Origin of the sequence: Gilliamella sp. wkB195 (genome assembly GCF_001690445.1) — a bacterium.
In the GTDB taxonomy this organism is placed as follows: Bacteria; Pseudomonadota; Gammaproteobacteria; order Enterobacterales; family Orbaceae; genus Gilliamella; species Gilliamella apicola_E.
Map to the genome: position 1 here is coordinate 33,466 of NZ_LZGP01000001.1, position 22,149 is coordinate 55,614.

Annotated in this window: 16 protein-coding genes; 5 read left to right on the forward strand and 11 right to left on the reverse strand. The window is 36.9% G+C overall.

Going from position 1 to position 22,149, the window contains the following annotated elements:
* Positions 1-72: 72 nt before the first annotated feature.
* The 4 genes from A9G08_RS00145 to A9G08_RS00160 form a co-directional block, all read right to left on the reverse strand.
* Positions 73-2,673, reverse strand: coding sequence for an autotransporter outer membrane beta-barrel domain-containing protein (locus A9G08_RS00145; protein ID WP_065561740.1), 2,601 nt, complete (start codon positions 2,671-2,673; stop codon positions 73-75).
* A gap of 531 nt (positions 2,674-3,204) precedes the next feature.
* The gene (locus A9G08_RS00150) at positions 3,205-4,098 is read right to left on the reverse strand and encodes a hypothetical protein (RefSeq protein ID WP_065561741.1); all 894 of its coding nucleotides are present in this window, start codon (positions 4,096-4,098) and stop codon (positions 3,205-3,207) included.
* Between the two features lie 277 nt (positions 4,099-4,375).
* Entirely contained in the window at positions 4,376-5,266 is an 891-nt protein-coding gene (locus A9G08_RS00155; RefSeq protein WP_065561742.1) for a DMT family transporter, read from the reverse strand.
* A gap of 4 nt (positions 5,267-5,270) precedes the next feature.
* A complete protein-coding gene (locus A9G08_RS00160) occupies positions 5,271-6,137 on the reverse strand; it encodes a YicC/YloC family endoribonuclease (protein WP_065561743.1) in 867 nt (288 codons plus the stop codon).
* 150 nt (positions 6,138-6,287) lie between these two features.
* On the opposite strand from A9G08_RS00160, the gene rph reads away from it, so the two are divergent.
* The 3 genes from rph (at position 6,288) to A9G08_RS00175 (ending at position 8,924) form a co-directional block, all read left to right on the forward strand.
* The gene (rph, locus tag A9G08_RS00165) at positions 6,288-7,004 is read left to right on the forward strand and encodes a ribonuclease PH (protein WP_065561744.1); all 717 of its coding nucleotides are present in this window, start codon (positions 6,288-6,290) and stop codon (positions 7,002-7,004) included.
* Positions 7,005-7,017: 13 nt separating this feature from the next.
* Positions 7,018-7,665, forward strand: coding sequence for an orotate phosphoribosyltransferase (gene pyrE, locus A9G08_RS00170; RefSeq protein ID WP_065561745.1), 648 nt, complete (start codon positions 7,018-7,020; stop codon positions 7,663-7,665).
* A 146-nt stretch (positions 7,666-7,811) separates the two neighbouring features.
* A complete protein-coding gene (locus A9G08_RS00175) occupies positions 7,812-8,924 on the forward strand; it encodes an SIMPL domain-containing protein (protein WP_065561746.1) in 1,113 nt (370 codons plus the stop codon).
* Between the two features lie 69 nt (positions 8,925-8,993).
* On the opposite strand, the gene A9G08_RS00180 is transcribed toward A9G08_RS00175, so the two are convergent.
* Positions 8,994-9,734, reverse strand: a complete 741-nt coding sequence (locus A9G08_RS00180; protein ID WP_081299422.1) for a GntR family transcriptional regulator — start codon at positions 9,732-9,734, stop codon at positions 8,994-8,996.
* A 137-nt stretch (positions 9,735-9,871) separates the two neighbouring features.
* On the opposite strand from A9G08_RS00180, the gene A9G08_RS00185 reads away from it, so the two are divergent.
* Both A9G08_RS00185 and A9G08_RS00190 read left to right on the forward strand, forming a co-directional pair.
* Positions 9,872-11,743: a glucose PTS transporter subunit IIA gene (locus tag A9G08_RS00185; protein ID WP_065561747.1), complete on the forward strand. Its 1,872-nt coding sequence runs from the start codon at positions 9,872-9,874 to the stop codon at positions 11,741-11,743.
* A 13-nt stretch (positions 11,744-11,756) separates the two neighbouring features.
* The gene (locus tag A9G08_RS00190; protein WP_065561748.1) at positions 11,757-13,193 is read left to right on the forward strand and encodes a 6-phospho-beta-glucosidase; all 1,437 of its coding nucleotides are present in this window, start codon (positions 11,757-11,759) and stop codon (positions 13,191-13,193) included.
* Between the two features lie 81 nt (positions 13,194-13,274).
* Here A9G08_RS00190 and dinB read toward each other — a convergent pair whose 3' ends face one another.
* The 6 genes from dinB to A9G08_RS11640 all read right to left on the reverse strand — a co-directional run.
* Positions 13,275-14,330, reverse strand: a complete 1,056-nt coding sequence (gene dinB / locus A9G08_RS00195; protein WP_065561749.1) for a DNA polymerase IV — start codon at positions 14,328-14,330, stop codon at positions 13,275-13,277.
* Positions 14,331-14,403: 73 nt separating this feature from the next.
* Positions 14,404-16,098, reverse strand: a complete 1,695-nt coding sequence (gene cptA / locus A9G08_RS00200; RefSeq protein ID WP_218058359.1) for a phosphoethanolamine transferase CptA — start codon at positions 16,096-16,098, stop codon at positions 14,404-14,406.
* A 114-nt stretch (positions 16,099-16,212) separates the two neighbouring features.
* The gene (locus A9G08_RS11635) at positions 16,213-16,377 is read right to left on the reverse strand and encodes a hypothetical protein (RefSeq protein ID WP_176701498.1); all 165 of its coding nucleotides are present in this window, start codon (positions 16,375-16,377) and stop codon (positions 16,213-16,215) included.
* A gap of 194 nt (positions 16,378-16,571) precedes the next feature.
* Positions 16,572-17,897: a hypothetical protein gene (locus A9G08_RS00205; protein WP_141673887.1), complete on the reverse strand. Its 1,326-nt coding sequence runs from the start codon at positions 17,895-17,897 to the stop codon at positions 16,572-16,574.
* Positions 17,898-18,678: 781 nt separating this feature from the next.
* Entirely contained in the window at positions 18,679-19,986 is a 1,308-nt protein-coding gene (locus tag A9G08_RS00210) for a hypothetical protein (protein ID WP_141673888.1), read from the reverse strand.
* Between the two features lie 843 nt (positions 19,987-20,829).
* On the reverse strand, positions 20,830-22,149 hold a 1,320-nt coding region (locus A9G08_RS11640; RefSeq protein WP_176701499.1), incomplete at its 5' end, for a hypothetical protein.

The following is a 22,149-nucleotide window of genomic DNA, read 5'->3' on the forward strand; positions in this document are numbered from 1 at the left end:
AAAGATACACTTACCTATAAAAAGCAGTACATTTAGTACTGCTGCTTATTTAGGAAGTTATTTTAAAATTTATTAGAATGAATAATTAATGCCTAGTTGTCCTCCTATATGTGAATATTTATCAGAACCAAATCTGGTATCTAATTGAGCATAACCACTAAGTGAATTTGTGAAATTACCGTTCACACCCACTTTAACCTCAGCAAAGTTTTTGCCTAAATTTGATTCAACATTTTTACCTTTTACTTTAGCTTCAGGTGCTGAAGAGTCATAAAGCCAGTTTGCTTCAATAAATGGTAATACACCAAATCCTGATTTAGTGCTTTGGCCATAGTAACGAGCACCTAAGCGTAATTGGGCACCATCAGCATTGATGTCATCCACATCACCTGCGCGACCGAAAGTGAATTTATCGCTGTTTAACCAGGTATATCCAACTTGAGCATGAGGTTCAAGTAACCAATTTCTTTCATCTCCTTCAAGCATAACCATTCCGTAACCTACTTCAGCAGATAAACTTACCGCATCTCCATCGTATTTACTTGAATAGTTTCTTATGTTTGATAAATGAACTGATGTTTTGTGTTTGAACCAACTGTATTGTGCCCAAGTATCAACAAAAAGACCTTCGCCATTGGTTTGTGCATTCCAATTACCGTATACGCCTAAGTTATACCCTGTAACACTACCGTCACCTTTACGGCGAGAATGTTTTTGTTTAGTATCGATTGTACTGTGACCGTATCCGCCATAAACCCCAGCTTTGAATTGGTCTAAACTTAATACATCAACACCCATTTCGATCATTGAGGTTTTCATGTCTAATGACTGTTTGCCATTAAACAAATCGGTTTTGGTTCGGTCATAGTTATAACGCATCCAAACATTTGAATCTGGAACATAAATCGAAGTATCTCGATCGTGGGCACTATGACGGAACATATTTAATGCAGCTAGCTGATTACCAAATATAGAAGCAACGACTGGAGAATTAGTTACACTTGATAAAACATTGGTATATTCAATAGTTAATTTACCATCTTTATCTCGTCCAATGGTGTAATCAAATTCACTGTCAGCTTTTTCGACTACATTCCATTTACCGCCATCTGTACCACCAACCTCAATAATATTAATAGTTCCTTTATTAGCTTTACCATTACCAATTTCATTTATATCGATGTTAGTTGTACCAGTGACATTACCAGTGACAACCATTTTATCTGTCTTACCATTTTCGGTATCCATATAAATATTTAGTTTACCGTTATCTCCGTGGTAATCGCCATTGACTGTTAGTGTGGTATCAGGTGAGTTTTTACCTAAGTCAATAGTACCCCCATTAATAACACTTCCAATGGTTTGGTTATGATCATTTAAATTAAGTGAACCATCTTTACCAATATTGTAATCAGAGTTAGGACTAAAGACATTTTCACCTTTTGCAGTCCATGACCCGCCAGTTATATTAGTTTTTCCTTCATAAGAGTGATGCCCACTAATTAAGTTATCACCAGAAGTTACATTCACATCACCTTTTCCAGCTATATCCCATGTTATATCGTAATCGGTGTTAGTATGATTAATATTTAATTTACCACCATCGTTTAATCCAACTTTTGATGTATCAATAGTACCGGCTTTTTCAGCTGCTTTTCCAGCTTCTCCACCGATATTGACGACACCATTCTTATCAATTGTTATACCTAAATCTTCACCTGATTGGTCACCTTTTTGAGTTTTAACCACAGCATCATTTGAAACGGTTAAACTTGAAGAATGATTACCGCCTTGATTAACAACAAGTTCAGTCATAACATTCAATTTAGAATCTTTACCGTCAACTAATACTTTACCATTTCTGATTGCTAACTTGTTGTATAGACCCCAGTCACCATCAGAAACATTCATGGCTCCGCCATTAGTTATATTGATTTCACCATAGCCAGTTTTATCCGCAGAAAGCGCTCCAACTCTCATACCACCTGTATTAAAAGCTGAACCTTTTCCACTAATATTAATAATACCCTTGCCGTTTTCATGACCAACAAATGTACCTCTAGTAGAATTGATAACACCGCCATCTAATACGTTAACCACTGCGTTACCATTAGAAGCAATACTCATATCTTGTGATTTAACTTGATTTAACTCACTACCTTTACCGGTTACAGTTAGATTTACATTTGAATTAACACCAGAAGCCACGCGCAGAACCGCCCAACCAGCATTAGTAAAAGTACCACCATTGGTAATAAGAACATTCGCGTTACCTTCAGCACCAAAATAAGGATCGCCAAAAGTATTAATTAGATGACCGTTATCAAGTGTTAATTGGCCAGTGCTTCCATCAACATGTCCCACCATGATTCGGCCCATTGATAACTTACCATTATCACTGATTGTTAAATGTCCATTTTGACCAATAAAATATTCATCTTTAGTGTCTTGGCCACTCGCTATTGTTCCTGTGTTATCTCCTTTGATAGTTTGATTTGTATCTATATTAACTCGAACCGCAGATGCATTACCTGCCATTAATACAGATAAAGCACTGGCTACAGTAGCGCTAATTAATATTGATTTCGTTTTTTTCCCTCTTCCCTTGGCTAGTTCTGAAACCGCCAAGCTTATTCCTTTACTATTTTTTAAGACTTTGTAAATTTTGTTCATTTGTTAATTTTCCTTAATTTTACAACATTAAACATCGCTAATAGTTAATTAGCGATGTCTCAAACATTATTGATCGAAATAAACGATCAATCAATATTCAATTATTCGAAAATTTCTATTAAAAATAATAAAAATTAATTGTAAATAGGAAAACTTATTGTTAAATTTATATTAACATTATGAAAATTATGAATTTTTATTTATGGTAATTTTTGTTAAGAATTTAGAATAATAATGATAATTTATTAATTTTTTGTTAATTTAATATGCAAATATTACGAAAAGATCATTGATAAATGATCCTTACTAACATTCAAACAAGTCTATGCTCGAAGATCATCATTAATGACTTATGGGTTAGTTTGAGGGAAAAAAGATGATCAATGACGATCAATCAGGATCAATCACGATCCATCAAGAAATCATTAGTAGAATCCCAATTTTTATCATCAAAAGGATTTCAGTAACCTTTTATTTTACTCAATAAAAAAGGGACTTGAGTCCCTTTTTAGTTTATCTAATTTATCGAGTTTAGATTTCTTTTTCAAATAATGCATCGGTTTTGTTATCGATATAGGCATCTTGGACTATAAATCCATCACTAACACCTTTTAATTCATACTCTTTTTTGTCTTTTTTCAACAATTTCTTCTCTATGGTAAGAATGCTTTTCTGACGACATTTTGGGCATTGGCAATATTGATATTCTAATACATCGATATTTCCTGCTGATTGATCGACTTGGTTAAGTATTCCTTTTGTATCAGTATAAAAAGTTGTTTGCGATAATGCATCGGCATAACTACCAGTTAAATTAGCAGAAAGTTTAGTTTCTAGGCTTTGGTTACTTGATGAGAAGAATTGATATTTTTTGTACCATGCTTGGCAATCTTCACAATAATAATCGTCAATATGAAATGAAACGATTAATGGATAGAAGAAAACAAGCAACTCAATTAAATAAACAACACCCAACATTAAACCAGAAATGTGACTTGTATTCGATTTTCTGGTGATGGATATTTCACGGTTTGGAAGAATATCATCAAACATGATGTCAACGACAGTGAATGGTGAAAAAAATAGTTTAATATAATCTGTAAAATCACCCGAAAAAAGGCCTACTTCAAATCCACATACACTTGAGTAGTAAGCAAATAAACAGATAAAGAATGCCATAAAAAAATTAACCATGGTATTTCTTACTTTTGCTGCTTTTGCAAGAAATGAAGCAAGATAGGCTAACCCTAATCCCATTACAACGACTAAACCAATATCAATTATAACAAACGGAGAATAATAAGAGATGATTGAATAGATAATACCCAAAGCAATTGCGACTATAATACCTATTATAGTAAAGATAATGGTTAAAAGCGGATTAAATTTTTGTGATAACTGATAATGACTAACTGTAGAGCTCATTGTTTTATTCCTTATTATTCCTTAAAAATTATAATACTAATAAAAAAACTTCTAGCTATGTTTAAATGATAATTGTCAATTTTTGTTATTTTTTCCAATAACTAGGACTGAGTTATTAATTTGACTGGTGCATTTTAAACATGCTCTATGAAAAGTAAAGTTTATTAGACTAGATAAAAGTAAAGATTTTTATTTTAATAATCCAAATAAGTGAAAGGGAGTATAAAAAGGTAAATTAGCTAATGCGTTAGCATCATTCTCAGAATAACTAATGTATCTAGTTAGATGAATTTTTATTCAGGCCTGAAGAAATAACCATAACTAAGCAGACAAAAATCAGCAGCATCCCAATCCAATTAATTAAAGATAATGTTTCACCAACAATTGATATAGCTAAAATTGTGGATACAACAGGCTCTAGAAGCGTGATAGTGATAGCTATACTGGCAGATACTCTTGATAATCCATAACCATAAAACAGGTAACCCAAAAACATCGGAATAAAGGCCATATAAAAACCAACCATAATATTATTCCATGATGTCAAAAAATTTGAACCAGTAATAACCATTACAGGAATCAGTAGTAATCCTCCGCAACCAAAAGTCGCACCCATTGCTGCTTTATTACTAATTTCTTTTAACATTAATTGCCGTGCTGACCATGAATAAAGCGCATAAGTAAAACCAGCAACTAATCCTAATAAAACTCCCCAACTAACATGATTATTTTGAAATGTCTCATTATCAGAAAAAGACAACATAATCATGCCAATAATTCCTAATAAAGCGCCAATAGCCCACTGTCTCGTAAATTGAAAATCACGACTTAAATATTCAATGATAGCTGACAAAATTGGGGCTGAACCTATCGAAACGGCTGTCCCGATACTAACTCCTGATAACCGCATTGAAGAATAAAAAGCTAAAGGATAGATAGCAACCGCTATAGCACCAACGACTAAAAGAGGATAATGCAATCTTAATAACGAACGTGCTTGGATAATGTTAGATATTGCTAAACCACACTGCAATATTCCACCAATACCCATAGCAAAAGCGCCAATAAATAAAGGGGATAAAGATGGGGAAAACGTTGCTGCTGTGCCCGTTGTCCCCCATAATAAAGAAGCGGAGATAATAGCTAATATGCCATAATACTTGCTCATTAAATTACTCGATATTTTGTACTTGCTCTCGAATCTGCTCAATCAATACTTTAAGTTCAATCGCACTTGCAGTTACATCCGCATTAATTGATTTTGAAGCGATGGTATTTGATTCACGATTAAATTCTTGCATCATAAAATCAAGTCGGCGCCCTACTGCTTCGTTTTTCTTTAAGATTGCATAAGTTTCTTTAACATGAGTCATTAATCGATCTAACTCTTCAGCCACATCAATTTTTTGTGCAACCATCACAATTTCTTGTTCAAGACGTGAGCTATCAAGTTCAATATTGGCTTCTTCTAGTTTACTTTTTAAACGCTCTTTCTGCCAATCTAAGATTTGTGGCATCCAATCTCGAATTTTATTAACTTCGATAGTTATAGCGTCTAAGCGTTGAGTAATTAATTCGCTTAGGGCTTTACCTTCACGTTCACGAACAGTGATAAATTCATCGATTGTCTTTTCAAGTAAAGCTAAAATTTCTTGCGAAATTGCATCTAAATTTTGTTCTTTACTCGACATCACTCCCGGCCAACGTAACACATCAAGCGGATTGATTGGACCGGTTTGGTATTCCCGTTTAATCCAATCACCTGCATTTAATATCTGTTTAGCCAGCTCAATATTTAATGATAACTCTTGGTTCTGAGTAGCGGGATCAAGTTCGAAGCGTAAGTTGCATTCAATCTTTCCGCGAGTTAATCGAGCACGAAGACGCTCACGAACGATCGGCTCAAGTGAGCGAAACTGTTCTGGTAATCGAATATAGGTTTCTAAGTAGCGTTGATTGACCGAACGCAACTCCCAAGACGCATTACCCCATGATTGGTTCAACTCTTTTCTCGCATACGCGGTCATACTAGAAATCATAATAGGTTCCTAAATTTATAAAAACTTAGTGTGCATTGTATCACAAATTCTGTATAATGTGCCCTTAGCTTAGGCTAAACATCGACGCTTTCTTGTTGATGTCCCCCTAAAAAATTAATTCGAAGATAAAATAAACTGCTGGAGAATTGCATGCGCCCGTCTGGTCGATCTGCGGAACAAGTCCGCCCAATCAAAATAACCCGTCATTACACTAAGCATGCAGAAGGTTCTGTATTAGTCGAATTTGGTGAAACCAAAGTACTTTGTAATGCAACAATTGATGAATCTGTACCCCGCTTTTTAAAAGGTCAAAATCAAGGTTGGATCACTGCTGAATATGGCATGTTACCTCGCGCAACAAATTCAAGAACACAACGAGAAGCTGCAAAAGGCAAACAAACTGGCCGAACAATGGAAATCCAACGCCTAATTGCCCGTTCACTGCGTGCGATGGTTGACCTTGAATTATTAGGTGAGTACACCATTACCTTAGATTGTGACGTTATTCAAGCCGATGGTGGCACAAGAACTGCATCGATCACCGGAGCTTGTGTTGCACTCGTTGATGCAATAAACACATTAATTTCTAATGGCAAAATCAAAGAAAATCCAATTAAATCTTTAGTGGCTGCCGTATCGGTAGGCATTGTAAACGGTGAAGCTCTATGCGACTTAGAATACATTGAAGATTCTAATGCTGAAACCGATATGAATGTCGTTATGACAGATGATGGTCGTATCATAGAAGTTCAAGGCACTGCCGAGGGTGAACCATTTAGTCATGAAGAATTATTAACCCTATTAGAACTAGCAAAAAATGGCATAAAAACTATTACAGAAGCACAAAAACAAGCTTTAAAAGATTAATTGGAGAGGATCGATGAAATCATATAAAAGTGAATTTATAGAATTTGCTTTAGATAGGCAAGCATTAAAATTTGGCGAGTTTACTTTAAAATCAGGTCGAAAAAGCCCTTACTTTTTTAATGCAGGACTATTTAATACCGGTAAAGATTTAGCGTTATTAGGTCGTTTTTATGCCGCTGCATTGATCGATGCAGATTTACAATATGATGTTATCTTTGGTCCAGCCTACAAAGGCATTCCAATCGTTTCATCAACAGTGGTTGCCCTATCTGAACACCACAATGTTGATGTTCCTTACTGCTTTAACCGAAAGGAAGCGAAAGACCATGGTGAAGGTGGTAATCTAGTAGGTAGTTCAATATATCAACAACGCGTTATGTTAGTTGATGATGTAATTACCGCTGGTACAGCAATTCGTGAATCAATGCGAATTTTGGAAGACAATCAATCTAAACTTGCTGGCGTATTGATTTGCTTAGATCGTCAAGAAAAAGGCCGAGGTGATTTATCTGCTATTCAAGAAATCAAACAGACTTATCATTGTGATGTAATTTCAATTATTACTTTAGATGATTTGATCCAATACCTCTACCAAGATCCATCACGCAAAGACCAAGTCACCCAAGTCGAAGCCTATCGTGCTGAATATGGAATAAAATAATAAAGCGTCGTAAGACGCTTTTTTATATTCATAAAGTTTTACAATTTTTTTACAACTTTCCAATTATATTAATTATAATCATCTTATCTTTCTACATTGAACCTACTTTACTAGCCCATTTCACTAGACTGAATAAAGGAAATAAAATGAAAAAAACCTTATTATTAATCCTATTAATGAATATGAGTACCATCTTTCCATCTCACGCCCAAAATAATGCGTTAAACGTTAGCAATAATTATTTAGAACTACAGCAATTAAAATATGGAAAGAACCTTATCCCTGTTGGAGAAATCACCTCCAAAATTACTGATAACATTATATTAAAACCCGATACAGTTGAATTTTATGTAACTTTAGAAACAGAGGGTGAGACATCAACGGAAGCTTCTAATCTTAATGTCGAAACAATGAAGAAGTTAAAAACTTATTTAAATACACTTAATATTACCGACGATAATTTAGTTACCACCGACTACAAAAACAGTGTTAGAACTGTGACGAAACCAGATAGTAAAAACAATACCACTTATGCAGCTATTCTTAATGTTGTATTAACGATTGATAATAATGATAGCTTCATCAATCTTAATAAAATACTTGATAAATATGGTATAAACAACATTTATCAGATTGACGATAAAAATTTGACTAACTACTATGAATTCTCCATTGCTACAACCAGTAATAGAGAAAGTAGAGCAAAGGATGATCTGTACAAAGACTTTAACAATATCGCTAACGAATTAAAAAAGATAGGCTTAACGAACGTATCAATTAAAAAATATATGGTACGCGAAATGGAGGCTAAAGAAATTGAAGAAAAACACTATTTCGTCAATAACACACTAAAAATAAAAATAAATAAATTAGATCTTATTGGTAAAATTATTGCTAAAGCGCAAGAATTAAAGATGCAAGTCAACAATAACATCTCTTATAGTGTTTCACCTGAAGCAATTCAAGCTGCGCTAAACGAGCATGAAACCCTTTTACTAAACAAATTGAGCGCTAAAGTTGAACGATTACTGGATAAACAGTATGTACTAGGCGCACCAATTACACTTTCACTTGACTCAAGAGATTTTGATACATCATATTCATCATTTAACAACGCCAAAAGTCAAAAACGTTATCTAGGTATGGATAGAAGTGTTGATGATGCTATGGATGTAGATATCAATACCCCACCAGAATATGAAGTCACATTAACTTTATCAGGTACATTCGAAACACTTAAAAAAGTTGAACAAAAGTAGTAGCTGTTAAATTGATAAAATTTCATTTAGTTAGTAATTTATTTTATTAACTAAATGAAATACCTTCGACTATTTTGAATGACTTTGTACATAGAATTTTGCATTGTCGTAATGATAAATAATTCTTGAAAAATCGAAAGGTTCGCCTGCTGTAGTATAAAAAATCTCTTCAACACATAAAGCGGGATCGCCAGGTTTTAATCCTAAATAAGGGGCGATCTCCTCATCTAATTTTATCGCTTTGAAATATTTATCAGAAAAACCAATATTGATTTTACAAATCTCTTTAACGTAACTAAAAATTGAGTTTTCGGCAATTTCCCGATTAAGGTAAGAGATGATCTTTTTACGATAATAAGATTGCTCAAAACCATAAACCTTGCCTTCAACCAAACGTAATCGTTTTATATAATAGACTTCCTCACCATCTTCACACTGTAAGTTCTCTTTTACTTTGGCATTAGGCTGAATAACGTCAACATTAAATACTTGTGAAGCGCCTGGTAAATCATTTAGGTCAACACTAAAACCATGACTCTCTAAAAAATTCAGATAACCCCGTTTTTTGGGTTGCCTAACAAAAATACCACTGCCTTGAATTTGATAGATCACACCGTGCCTTTCAAGGCGATTAAGTGCTTTGATAATGGTGGTACGACTAACTTGATATCGTTGAATTAACCCTTCGATATTAGGCAATTGTGTATCTTTAGGCAGATTTTGTTGGTAAATCGACTGTTGAATTTTCTTTGCCACATCTTGGTATTTTAACATTAATCGTTCTTTGATATTGGTATAAATGATTGACATTCTATACTTATCGTTAATTAAATAAATCAAAATTGCTAGAAAACGCGATCTAGATCACAAACAATAAAATTGGTCATTAACAATTTTCAATTTAAGGATAAGATATGCTCTCTTACCTGTTAAAAGGAGCTTAATTGATGTCATCTAAAATTAGAGATTATAATAAATTAGCAGTTGATATATTAAATGAGTTAGGCGGCGAAAATAATATTGTTTCTGTCGCGCGTTGTGCAACTCGTTTGCGTGTTGTTACTCAAACCACTCCAGCAGAAGCGAAAGAGAAAATCGCCAGTTTACCTGGTGTTATCACCGTGGTTGAAAAAGGTGGACAAATTCAAGTTGTTATCGGCACCAATGTTGACAAAGTCTATAATGCATTTACTCAATTGATGAGTGGAAACAATAAAATTGATGTAAATAGCAAAAGTAGTATGTTAAATCGTATTATCGCAACAATGTCAGCTGTTTTTGCCCCATTCGTTTATGTTTTAGCTAGTGCGGGGATATTACAAGGGATCTTAATTTTAATTAAGCTTGCCTATCCAGAATTTGAACAAACTGGCACTTGCCAAGTATTTAGCTTTATCTCATGGGCGCCATTTACCTTTTTACCTATCTTTATTGCCATTACTGCATCGCAACATTTCCGTTGCAACATCTATATTGCAGTTGCATGTTGTGCAGCGCTACTATCACCAACATGGGCAGAAATTGCAGCATCAATAAAAAATGGGGGAACTTTTGATCTATTTGGTTTACCGCTATCGGAAACCACCTATATGTCAACAGTATTACCACCACTATTTTTAGTCTGGTTACTCTCTTATCTAGAACGTTTCTTAGAACCTCGCTTACACAGCATTATTAAGCCACTCGTTATGCCTTTAATCTGCTTGGTCATTATGGTTCCATTAACCTTACTAGTAATTGGACCAATTACAGCGGGTGCAGCGCACTACCTTGCAAGCGGATACAACTGGATTGTAAACCTTGCGCCTTGGGTCGCGGGTGCAATTATCGGGGCATTTTGGCAAGTTCTGGTTATATTTGGTGTGCATTGGGGTATTACACCAGTTATTATCGAAAACATTAACCAATATGGTAAGGACTCTTTCCAAGCCTACCAAACTATCGCGGTAATTGGACAAGTCGGTGCAGCCTTAGGATTCTACCTCAAAACTCGCTCAAAAGAGATGAAAGGTGTATCAATCTCAGCATTTATCACGGGTCTATTTGGTATCACAGAACCGGCTATTTATGGAATTAACTTACGCTTTAAAACACCATTTATTTATGGCTGTATTTGTGCTGCAATTGGTGGGATGGTCGCTGGTATCTTTACGCCTTACTACTACACCTATGCAGCATTACCTGGACCACTAACTATTGTTAATGCAATTAATCCAGAACATTATGGTTCAATCATCGGCGTAGCACTGGGTTCAGCAATAGCACTATTTGGGCCAGTTATTTTGATGCAAATTTTTGGTACTAATGAAAAAGCACAAAGTGATGAAAAAATTGAAAACGACACCCCAAAAGTCGTTCTTGATAAAGTTAACATCACTAGCCCAATGATCGGTAAAGCATTACCACTAAGCGAAGTGCCAGATCCTGCTTTTGCACAAAAATTAATGGGTGAAGGGATTGCTATCGAACCAACAGATAACCATGTTTATGCACCATTTGATGGCGTAGTTAGTGCGGTATTTGAAAGTTCAAAACATGCTATCGGTTTAGTCCTAGATAACGGCGTAGAATTATTAATTCACGTTGGAATAGATACCGTTAATTTAACTAATAACGAATTTAGTTATCACATCAGTATGGGGCAACAAGTTAAAAAAGGTGATTTGCTAATCAGCTTTGATCCACAAGCGGTCAAACAAGCAGGTTATCCATTAATTACACCAATTATTATTGTTAATACAGATCAATACCAATTGATCACATTAACTGAAAATAAAGACGTGAATCTTGACGATATCATATTCGAAATTAAGCAATAACAAGGAATCAAAAATGACTAAAAAACCATTTTTATGGGGCGGTGCATTAGCCGCTCACCAATTCGAAGGCGGCTGGAATGAAGGGGGCAAAGGACCAAGCGTGGTTGATGTCATGACCGCTGGCGCACATGGTGTTGCAAGACAAATCACTCAAGATATCGAAGCAGGCAAATTTTACCCAAATCACACAGCAATTGATTTCTATCATCATTATAAAGAAGACATCAAATTATTTGCTGAACTTGGACTAAAATGCCTCCGTACTTCAATTGCTTGGACTCGAATTTTCCCTAAAGGCGATGAGCTAGAGCCAAATGAAGCAGGCCTACAATTTTACGATGACATATTTGATGAACTCATTGCAAATGGAATTGAACCGGTTATTACCCTTTCACATTTTGAAATTCCATTACACATTGCTCGTCAATATGGTGGTTTTCGTAATCGTAAAACCGTAGAGTTTTTTGAACGTTTTGCTATAAGTTGTTTTGAACGTTATAAAAACAAAGTTAAATATTGGATGACTTTTAACGAAATCAACAACCAAATGGACACCAGTAACCCAATCTTCTTCTGGACCAACTCAGGTGTACAAGTTAAACCAGGTGAAAATCCACAAGAAGTGCTTTACCAAGTTGCGCATTACGAATTATTAGCCAGTGCTAAAGCGGTTATTGCTGGTAAAAAAATCAATCCTAACTTTGAAATTGGTTGTATGATTTCTCACGTGCCAATTTACCCATACTCATGTAACCCTGAAGACATGATGGCATCAGAAATTGCTATGCATCAACGCTTCTTCTTCCCTGATGTACATGTTCGTGGATATTATCCATCATACGCATTAAAAGAGTTTGAACGCGAAGGCTACAAACTTGATATTACAGAAGAAGACTTAGCTTGTTTAAAACAAGGTACGGTTGATTACATCGGCTTTAGTTACTACATGTCAACGGTCGTAAAAGCGGATGTTAAAAACGACAACCGTGACAACATCGTCAATGGTGCATTACCAAATGCAGTTGAAAATCCATACATTAAAAGCAGTGACTGGGGTTGGCCGATCGACCCAGAAGGATTACGTTACACACTTAATCGCTTATACGATCGTTATCAACTACCACTATTTATTGTTGAAAATGGTTTTGGGGCGATTGATGAACTTGAGCACGACAACCAAATTCACGATAAACCACGAATCGAATACCTCGGCGCGCATATTAAAGCGATGCAAAAAGCGATGGATTACGACGGTGTTGATGTGATTGGTTATACCGCTTGGGGGATTATCGACGTCGTTTCATTCACCACTGGCGAAATGAAAAAACGTTATGGCGTGATTTATGTTGATCGTGACAACGAAGGTAACGGAAGCATGAAACGCTATAAAAAAGAGTCATTCGAATGGTATAAAAATGTGATTAAGACCAATGGTCAAAGCTTAAAATAATCATTTAATAATATAAAGGATCTGATTTGCGAATTAAAATCAGATCCTTTAACCCATCTCATCTAATCAACACATCATCAATCAAAACTTAAAAATAAGTTGCTTTTCAACTTGTGGATCAATCAACGTCACATGAAAACCAATTAACCTAACACCCCGATCATTGCGCCTTTCTAGCCAAACTTTATGAGCTTGTTCAATCAAATCAGCTTTATCCAACTTAGACCAAACATGCTCTTGAGTTGTAAGCTGAAAATCATCAAACTTAAATTTCACACCTTGGCGAGCAATAGAGAGATCCGAGCGAACTTTGCTTAAACGCTTCTCCAACTCCTCAAATAGCGGATCAAATTGCGCTAAACACTCATCCCAACTGTGAATATCATCAACCAACGTGCGCTCTACCCCAACTGACTTGCGTTGCCTATCATTACAGACTTCGCGTTCATCAATCCCTTGGCAACGTTCATATAAAATACGTCCAAACTTACCAAACTGATTAAGTAACTTAGTCAAATCATAATTAACCACATCTTTACAGGTATAAAGCCCCAACTCTGCTAGCTTCTTCTCGGTCACTTTACCCACACCGGGGATCTTCTTCAGTGGAAGTTGCTCAATAAATCCTTCAACCTGATCGGGTGTAATCACATATTGCCCATTTGGCTTATTCATATCAGATGCGATTTTAGCTAAAAACTTAAGTGGAGCCACACCTGCTGACGCGGTTAACTCAAGTTCTTTATAGATTGCTTGTCGAATATCTTGGGCGATTAACGTAGCAGAACCATGACAAAGCTTACAATCCGTCACATCCAAATAAGCCTCATCAAGCGAAAGCGTCTCAATGGCTTGAGTATAACGCTTAAATATTTGATGGATTTGATTGGAAACCTCTTTATAGACGGCATGACGACCAGGAATGACCTTGATATTAGGGCACAGCTTAATTGCCTGTGCCATTGACATCGCACTATGCACACCATATTGACGAGCAATATAATTCGCAGTTGCCACCACACCACGCTTACGTGGATCGCCACCTACGGCGATCGGCACATTGCGATAACGTGGATTATCTCGCATTTCGACAGCTGCATAAAAACAATCCATATCGACATGAATAATTTTTCGCATAATGAAGGTATTAGTATATAGAAAATAACTGTATAAATATACAATACCATACCTTTACTTTATCTGTAAATCACTATTTAGCGAGCTGATCGAAATCGGTTAACCCCTCTTTACCATGAGGATCACCAATCCATCGAGTTGGCTGTGCAAATTTTTCATTCACAATACTTTTTTCGGGTTGATAATCATCGAAGCTTAACCCAGCCAAATCAGACCAAGTATGAATCAAATCCTGAGTACTAAATTTTCGATTCACATAAGACTCAAAATGATTATTAGGATGACTCACTAACCACTTAGGTGATTGCCAAAGCATAAAAGGAACCGTATACATAGCTTTAGTTGGCGCCTTCTCATTACGCCCTAAAACATCATGTGGAGCCGTTTGATAAACTTCCTCACCATGATCGGAAAAATACAAAATAAAACCATTTGGATCACTATTCTTAAATAGCTTAAACAGCTCAGTGGTAACAAAATCATTAAACGCGACCGCATTATCATAACTGTTATAAACTTTTAACTTATCGTTATCCAAATCAAAATTTACGCCAGTCTTATCTTTAAAACGCTGATACTCCTCACCTTCCGGATAGCGCAGCTCATATTTCATATGCGTACCGAGCAGATGAATAACAATAAATTTCTTTTCAGTAGGATCATTTAGCACATTCTTAAACGGCTCAAAAACCGACGAATCATATTGTCTGGAACTCTGGTTACGATCATTATTCATATAAAACTGCTCATCAGCTTGCTTAGAGAACATCGTCAACATCGTATTGCGCTTAGTCATCGTTTGTTGATTGGTAATCCAAAAAGTCTTATAGCCGGCCTGTTTCATCAAATGAATTAAAGATGGCTTAGAAAGATATAAATCAGGATGTTGCTCATCGGCCAAAGTTAGCGCTTGTTGCAAAATCTCAATCGTATAAGGTCTTGATGAAACAACATCATTAAAAGCAAGAAAATCAGGGTTATCTTTTTTAAATTGCTCGATTAACGGCGTCGTATCACGGTCATAACCATAAATGCCCATACGGCTACGAGTCGTTGACTCACCAATCACCAGCACTAACGTTCTTGGTGTATTACCATTGGCATCAGTTAAATTTTTGAATTCAGGTAAGGTTTCTAAATGATTTAAGATTTTTTCCATATTAGAAAGCTGAGAACGATAAGCAATATAACTACTGAGCAATTGCCATGGAACCGTCGTTTCCATCCGACTTAACAGATGCTGGGTAGCGCGCTCAAACGAAGTCTTCTTAATCGCCACACTAATAAACAATGGCATCAACGCATAAACCACAATGATTATCGACACCACCCATTTAGTCATATTTTTGACATAAAACGGTTTAACCTTAAACCACAAAAACACCCCAACCAAAATATAAATCAACAGCACGGCGACGAGCTTAATACTAAGGTACTGGGAAATAAATTCATGTGACTCATTATAGTTCGACTCCGCCATCACAAAAAAAACGCTCTGCGAAAACTCTTGTCGATATATCGTAAAATAACCAATAGAAATCAGCGACAACCCACCGACAATAATGCCATAAATGGTTGCATATTTTTTGGTAAAATGAGGAAAAAATAGGACTGGAATCAACCAAATCATACTATAAATGATCGAATCGCGAAGCCCAATAAAATTAGCATGACCTGACAGCGCAATATAAAGTTGCAAAGCACAAGAAAAGTAACAGAAATACAAAATCGCATAAACCAACGAACGCCAACTAAAATTCCTATCCAACTTTTGCCTCATTAATCACAAATAGAAGTGTCACTAAACTAACAAAAACAGATTAACAAAACCTTAAGAAGCAATGAATAAAGGTTAATTTTTGATTTTTAATAAAAAATAAGGTTAAAAACCCCACTCCTCAACTTTTTTTCGATAAGTTACCTTTAAGTTAAAACCCAATAATTGCTGAACCACATATAATGATTGATTATAAAGCTTTAAAAAATTACCTTCGGCAATAAACTGAACCGGACTTTTACTTAACGCTATTTTATCTTCAATATTCATTTTATATTACTCCTTTAATATCAATATTTTTAACCACCACCTCGGTGCCCAGCATTTTTGTCGCTTAGCCACAAAATCGCTTTTTTTATGGCTAACGACGTTGACTCGTTGAGTCAGCTTACTTTTAATGACTTCACACTATTTCTTTATCACCCCCACCCCCGGACTAAGGATTAAGAACGAAGAAATAAGAACTAAGGATAGGCACAAAGCATGTAGATGTGGTTGGTGTTGGGGTAAATCCAAGACACTTCACCTTCGGATGAGTGCACGACAAACTGGGCGCTACCAGCCGGGGCACTAGCCAGATCACTAGTCCAGTACATTTGGCTGTCGAAGTCAGTGCCAGAGTATCCTCCCATAGAACCCCACTCAGTGAAAAAGCCTGAATCAATTCTACGTTGGTAATGATTATCAGGTGAGGAAGGGGCGGCGCCGACTGAACCCCTACAGGATAAATCGTTATAGGAGCCTGGCGGACAAGATGCATTGGTTAAATCCTTTACGCGAGGTACTCGATAACCAATACTATTACACCAAGATAAAGTACGAGGATAAGTGGTACTAGACACATTAAGACGGTTGACGAACCACCGCTTCAAAGTAAAACCATATTTAACAACAGGAGTACGATTATTATCACGACCGACCAACTCGAATGTCTGAGGCAAAGATGGAGTAGAAATACGACCAGCATAAGGACCAGTTAAAGTAACGCGTACGCTTGTAGCAGTAGGATTAGACATTGTGACTGTGATACCACCCCGAGAAACTCGAGACCAAGACAATGGCTGACTAACACCACTAATAAGTAAATCAAAGTACAGTTTGTTAGCGCCAGTTGTAGGAAAGTTTTGACCGTAAAGTGATGGGTCTGTTTTTTGAGTGAGAAAACCATTAGCAGGGTCCCACATCCAAGAAGGACCAGCTTCATGACCCCTACCATAGTACATATTCGGTCTTGCAAAACAAACCACCGGCTCAGCCTTAGGATTGACGTAATAAGTCACATTACTTTCACTAAAATCACTACGATTAGGAAAACCGTAACGAGAGGATAATGTACCGTTAGTACTGGATAACGTAACCTTATAAGGTGCCTTACAAATTGTTGGAACGGTACTACGTGATACTGCTTGATTGTATTTATCAACGATAGATAAACTTAAAGAACCTGTAGCTGTAACGTTAGCATCACCATCATCATCCCCCCAATAATTATAAGGCGGACCGATAAGAGAACTCAAAGTGACTGAATTAGTATCAGTAGGAACCAACATACGGATATCAGCAAAACTCTGACCTGCAACCGGCAAGACGATAGGTCTTGAAGAAGATGAAGTATTGGTTGAAGGCGTGTACTTAGTTCCGTCAGACAACGTAATCCTAAGCAGACCGTTTGTATTAACAACACGAGTACGACCACCATCGAAAGTCAAATACGGTGCACTACCCTGTATCGCATTCTTAGTTGTCTGTGAAGTTAATGCGTGGCCCGAAAAAGGAAGGAAAAACGCCACGAAAAAAACAATCTGCCGGGATAATTTAGAAAAATCGAAGGTGCGAAAAGAGGATCCGCTAAACGATCGAGAAAAGGATCGCGGAAGCGATTGCGCGAAAATTCGCAGAATTTCACTTGATTGCGTGGAAAAATAAGTTTCAGTGAAAAAATTAAACTGGGTGCTAGACTTAGACGAATTTAAAAGATAGGTTGGCCAGGTTGCCTGTTGCCTGTTGCCTGTTGAAAATTATAATGCATTTTAGACTACCTTGTCAAGTAATTTTTTGATTTATTTACAATTTTATACTTTTATATCAAATTTTAGCCTTGTAGCTAAAACCGTGTAAAAAGTATAGTGATTGGAAAAACACGATGCAACACTTTTTTTCGCTCATTTGCGTTAACTTTTGTAAATAGGTTCTAAAAAGGATCTAGTTTATAATTGGTTAACTATTGTTTTAATTAAATATATCGCAATTATAAATCTTTAAAATTAGAACAATTGATCCTTGAAAATTTTATTTTAGGGCTTTGAATTAGAAATTTAGTGAGTTTGATATTTGAATAATTTTTTAAGTAAAATTTAAAACCTCAAAAACCCCACTCCTCAACTTTTTTGCGATAAAAAACCTCAAAAATAAACCCGCCGAGGCGGGTAATTCAAACGTCGCTTAGCCCCAAAATCGCTTTTTATGGCTAAACGACGTTGACTCGTTGAGTCAGCTTGCTTTTAATCACCTAATACTATTTTTTATCACCCCCCACCCCCAGTCTAAGGATTAAGGACGAAGAAATAAATACTAAGGATGGGAGCATAGTCCGTAGTAGTTGTTGTTGGTGTAGGTCCCATGCACGTAACCGTATTGTGAGTCCACGGTAAACTGTTTACTACCAAACGGTTCACTAGTCCAGTGCCAACCGCTGTTGAAGCCAGCGCCTGAATAATAATCCATTGTGCCCCACTCCGAGAAAAAGCCAGAACCTATATGACGCGTGTAAAGATTATTAGGCGAGGAAGGGCTGGCCCCGACTGAACCACGACACCTAGAATCATAATAGGAGCCAGGCGGACAAGATGCATTGGTTAAATCCCTTACGCGAGGCATCCGATAACCAATACTATTACACCAAGATAAGGTTTGAGGATACCTGTCCTTTTTAGAACCTCGGTTGACGAACCACTGCTTCAAAGTAAAACCATATTTAACAACAGAAGTACCATTATTATCACGACCGACCAACTCGAAGGTCTGAGGCAAAGTAGGTTTAGAAATAGAAATAGAAATAGGACTGGATGAATTATGCTGGGATTGAGTAGCGTAAGGACCAGTTAAAGTAACACGTACGCTTGTAGCTGTAGGATTAGACATTGTGACGGTGATACCACCCAGAGAAACTGGAGACCAAAACAATGGCTGACTAACACCACTAATGAGTAAATCAAAGTACAGTTTGTTAGCGCCAGTAGTAGGAAAGTTTCTACCGTAAGAGGATGGGCCAGTTGACTGAGGAATAAAACCATTAGCAGGGGCCCACATCGAAGCTGGGCCAGCATAATTATCTGAACCCCAACTCAAACTAGGAGTGGCAAAACAAACCACAGGCGAAGCCTTAGGATTAACATAATAAGTCACATAACTAGCACGGAAATCACTATGATTAGGAACCCCATAACGTGTGGATAATGTACCGTTAGTACTAGATAAGGTAACCTTATAAGGTGCCTTACAAATCTCTGGCACGGTACTACGTGATACAGCTTGATTGTTTTTATCGACGATAGATAAACTTAAACGACCTGTAGCAGTAACACCAGAATCACCATCATCATCACCCCAATAATTATTAGGAGGACCGATAAGTGTACTTAAATCGACTGAATTAGTATTAGTTGGGACCAACATACTTATATCAGCAAAACTCTGACCCGCAACCGGCAAGGAGATTGGGGTTATATATGAAAGATTGGTTGATGGCATATATTGCGTACCATCAGATAACGTAATCCCAAGCAGACCGTTAGCATCAACCACACGAGTACGACCACCGTCGAAAGTCAGATAAGGTGCAGTACCCTGTATCACATTCCTAGTTGTCTGTGATGTCAATGCGTGCCCCGAAAAAGGAAGGAAAAAGACCACGAAAAAAACAATTTGCCGGGATAATTTGGGAAATGATCGAAAACAGGATCTGAAAGAGGATCCGGAAAACGACCGGAAAAAGGATCGGAAAAAAGATCGAGAAGAGGATCGCGGAAGCGATCGCGCGAAAATTCGCAGAATTTCACTTGATTGCGTGGAAAAATAAGTTTCAGTGAAAAATTTAAACTGGGAGTTGGACTTAGACGAATTTAAAAGATAGGTTGGCCATGTTGCCTGTTGCCTGTTGCCTGTTGAAAATTATAATGCATTTTAGACTACCTTGTCAATTAATTTTTTGATTTATTTACAATTTTATACTTTTATATCAAATTTTAGCCTTGTAGCTAAAACCGTGTAAAAAGTATAGTGATTGGAAAAACACGATGCAACACTTTTTTTCGCTCAATTGGGTTAACTATTGTAAATATGTTCTAAAAAGGATCTAAGTTATAATTTGTTAACCAATGTTTTAATTGAATATGTCGCAATTACAAATTTTTAAAATTAGAACAATTGATCCTTGAAAATTTTATTTTAGGGCTTTGAATTAGAAATTTAGTGAGTTTGATATTTGAATAATTTTTTAAGTAAAATTTAAAACCTCAAAAACCGCACTCCTCAACTTTTTTGCGATAAAAAACCTCAAAAATAAACCCGCCGAGGCGGGTAATTCAAACGCCGCTTAGCCGCAAAATCGCTTTTTATGGCTAAACGACGTTGACTCCTTGAGTCAGCTTACTTTTAATCACCTAATACTATTTTTTATCACTCCCCCCCCCAGCCTAAGGATTAAGGACGAAGAAATAAAAACTAAGGATGGGAGCAAAGGCCGTAGCTGTAGTCGTAGTCGTTGTCGTAGGCCCAACCCACGATACCGTTGTATGTGTACACGATAAACTGGTTACTACCATTCCGGTCACTAGTCCAGAGCCGATTGTTGGTGAGGCCAATGGTTGTATAATCAAGCATACGACCCCACTCAGTGAAAAAACCAGAACCTATATGACGCATATAATGATTATCCCGTGAGGAAGGGGTGGCGCCAGAGATAGCAGGAGATTCTGTACGAACCGCGTTGGTTAAATCCCTTACGCTAGGCATTCGATAACCAATACGATTACACCAAGATAATGTATTAGAATAAGTGTCAGATATAGTACCTCGGTTGACGAACCACTGCTTCAAAGTAAAACCATATTTAACAACAGGAGTACCATTAGTATCACGACCGACCAACTCGAAGGTCTGAGGCAAAGTAGGTTTAGAAATAGGACCAGGATTGTTTGACCAATGCTGGGATATGGTAGCATAAGGACCAGTTAAAGTAACGCGAACGCTTGTAGCAGTAGAATTAGACATTGTGACTGTGATACCACCCAGAGAAACAGGAGACCAAGACAATGGCTGACTACTACCACTAATATCTAAATCAAAGTACAATCCATTAAGACCTGTAGTAGGAAAGTTTTGACCGTAATAGAGAGGGTCTGTTTTTTGAGTGAGAAACCCCCTATCAGGGTCCCACATCGAAGCTGGGCCAGCAAAATCCCAAGATGGGTCATAAGGATCATCACCAAGCTTACCATACATTAAATTAGGTCTGACGAAACAAACCACAGGCGAAGCCTTTGGATTGACGTAATAAGTCTCACTACGGGCACTGAAATCACTACGATTAGGAACGCCATAACGAGTTGATAATGTACCGTTAGTACTGGATAACTTAATCCTATAAGGTGCGTTACAAATTGTTAACACGGAATTACGTGATACCGTTTGACCGTTTTTATCGACGATAGATAAACTTAAAGAACCTGTAGCAGTAACGTCTGAATCACCATCATCATCCCCCCAATAATTATTAGGAGGACCGATAAGAGTACTTAAATCGACTGAATTAGTATCAGTAGGAACGAACATACGAATATCAGCAAAACTCTGCCCCTCAACCGGCAAGACGATTGGGGTTGTAGATGATAAATTGGTAGAAGGCGTGTAATTAGTTCCGTTAGATAGTGTAATCCCAAGCAGACCGTTAGCATCAACTGCACGAGTACGACCACCGTCGAAAGTCAGATAAGGTACACTACCCTGTATCGCATTCCTAGTTGTCTGTGATGTCAATGCATG

Coding starts and splice junctions, on each gene's coding strand:
- A9G08_RS00150 (WP_065561741.1), bottom strand. CDS start 4,098: ATGAGCTCTACAGTTAGTCATTATCAGTTATCACAAAAATTTAATCCG.
- pyrE (WP_065561745.1), top strand. CDS start 7,018: ATGAAATCATATAAAAGTGAATTTATAGAATTTGCTTTAGATAGGCAA.
- A9G08_RS00185 (WP_065561747.1), top strand. CDS start 9,872: ATGTCATCTAAAATTAGAGATTATAATAAATTAGCAGTTGATATATTA.
- A9G08_RS00190 (WP_065561748.1), top strand. CDS start 11,757: ATGACTAAAAAACCATTTTTATGGGGCGGTGCATTAGCCGCTCACCAA.
- rph (WP_065561744.1), top strand. CDS start 6,288: ATGCGCCCGTCTGGTCGATCTGCGGAACAAGTCCGCCCAATCAAAATA.
- A9G08_RS00145 (WP_065561740.1), bottom strand. CDS start 2,673: ATGAACAAAATTTACAAAGTCTTAAAAAATAGTAAAGGAATAAGCTTG.
- A9G08_RS11635 (WP_176701498.1), bottom strand. CDS start 16,377: ATGAATATTGAAGATAAAATAGCGTTAAGTAAAAGTCCGGTTCAGTTT.
- A9G08_RS00160 (WP_065561743.1), bottom strand. CDS start 6,137: ATGATTTCTAGTATGACCGCGTATGCGAGAAAAGAGTTGAACCAATCA.
- A9G08_RS00175 (WP_065561746.1), top strand. CDS start 7,812: ATGAAAAAAACCTTATTATTAATCCTATTAATGAATATGAGTACCATC.
- A9G08_RS00180 (WP_081299422.1), bottom strand. CDS start 9,734: ATGTCAATCATTTATACCAATATCAAAGAACGATTAATGTTAAAATAC.
- A9G08_RS00155 (WP_065561742.1), bottom strand. CDS start 5,266: ATGAGCAAGTATTATGGCATATTAGCTATTATCTCCGCTTCTTTATTA.
- dinB (WP_065561749.1), bottom strand. CDS start 14,330: ATGCGAAAAATTATTCATGTCGATATGGATTGTTTTTATGCAGCTGTC.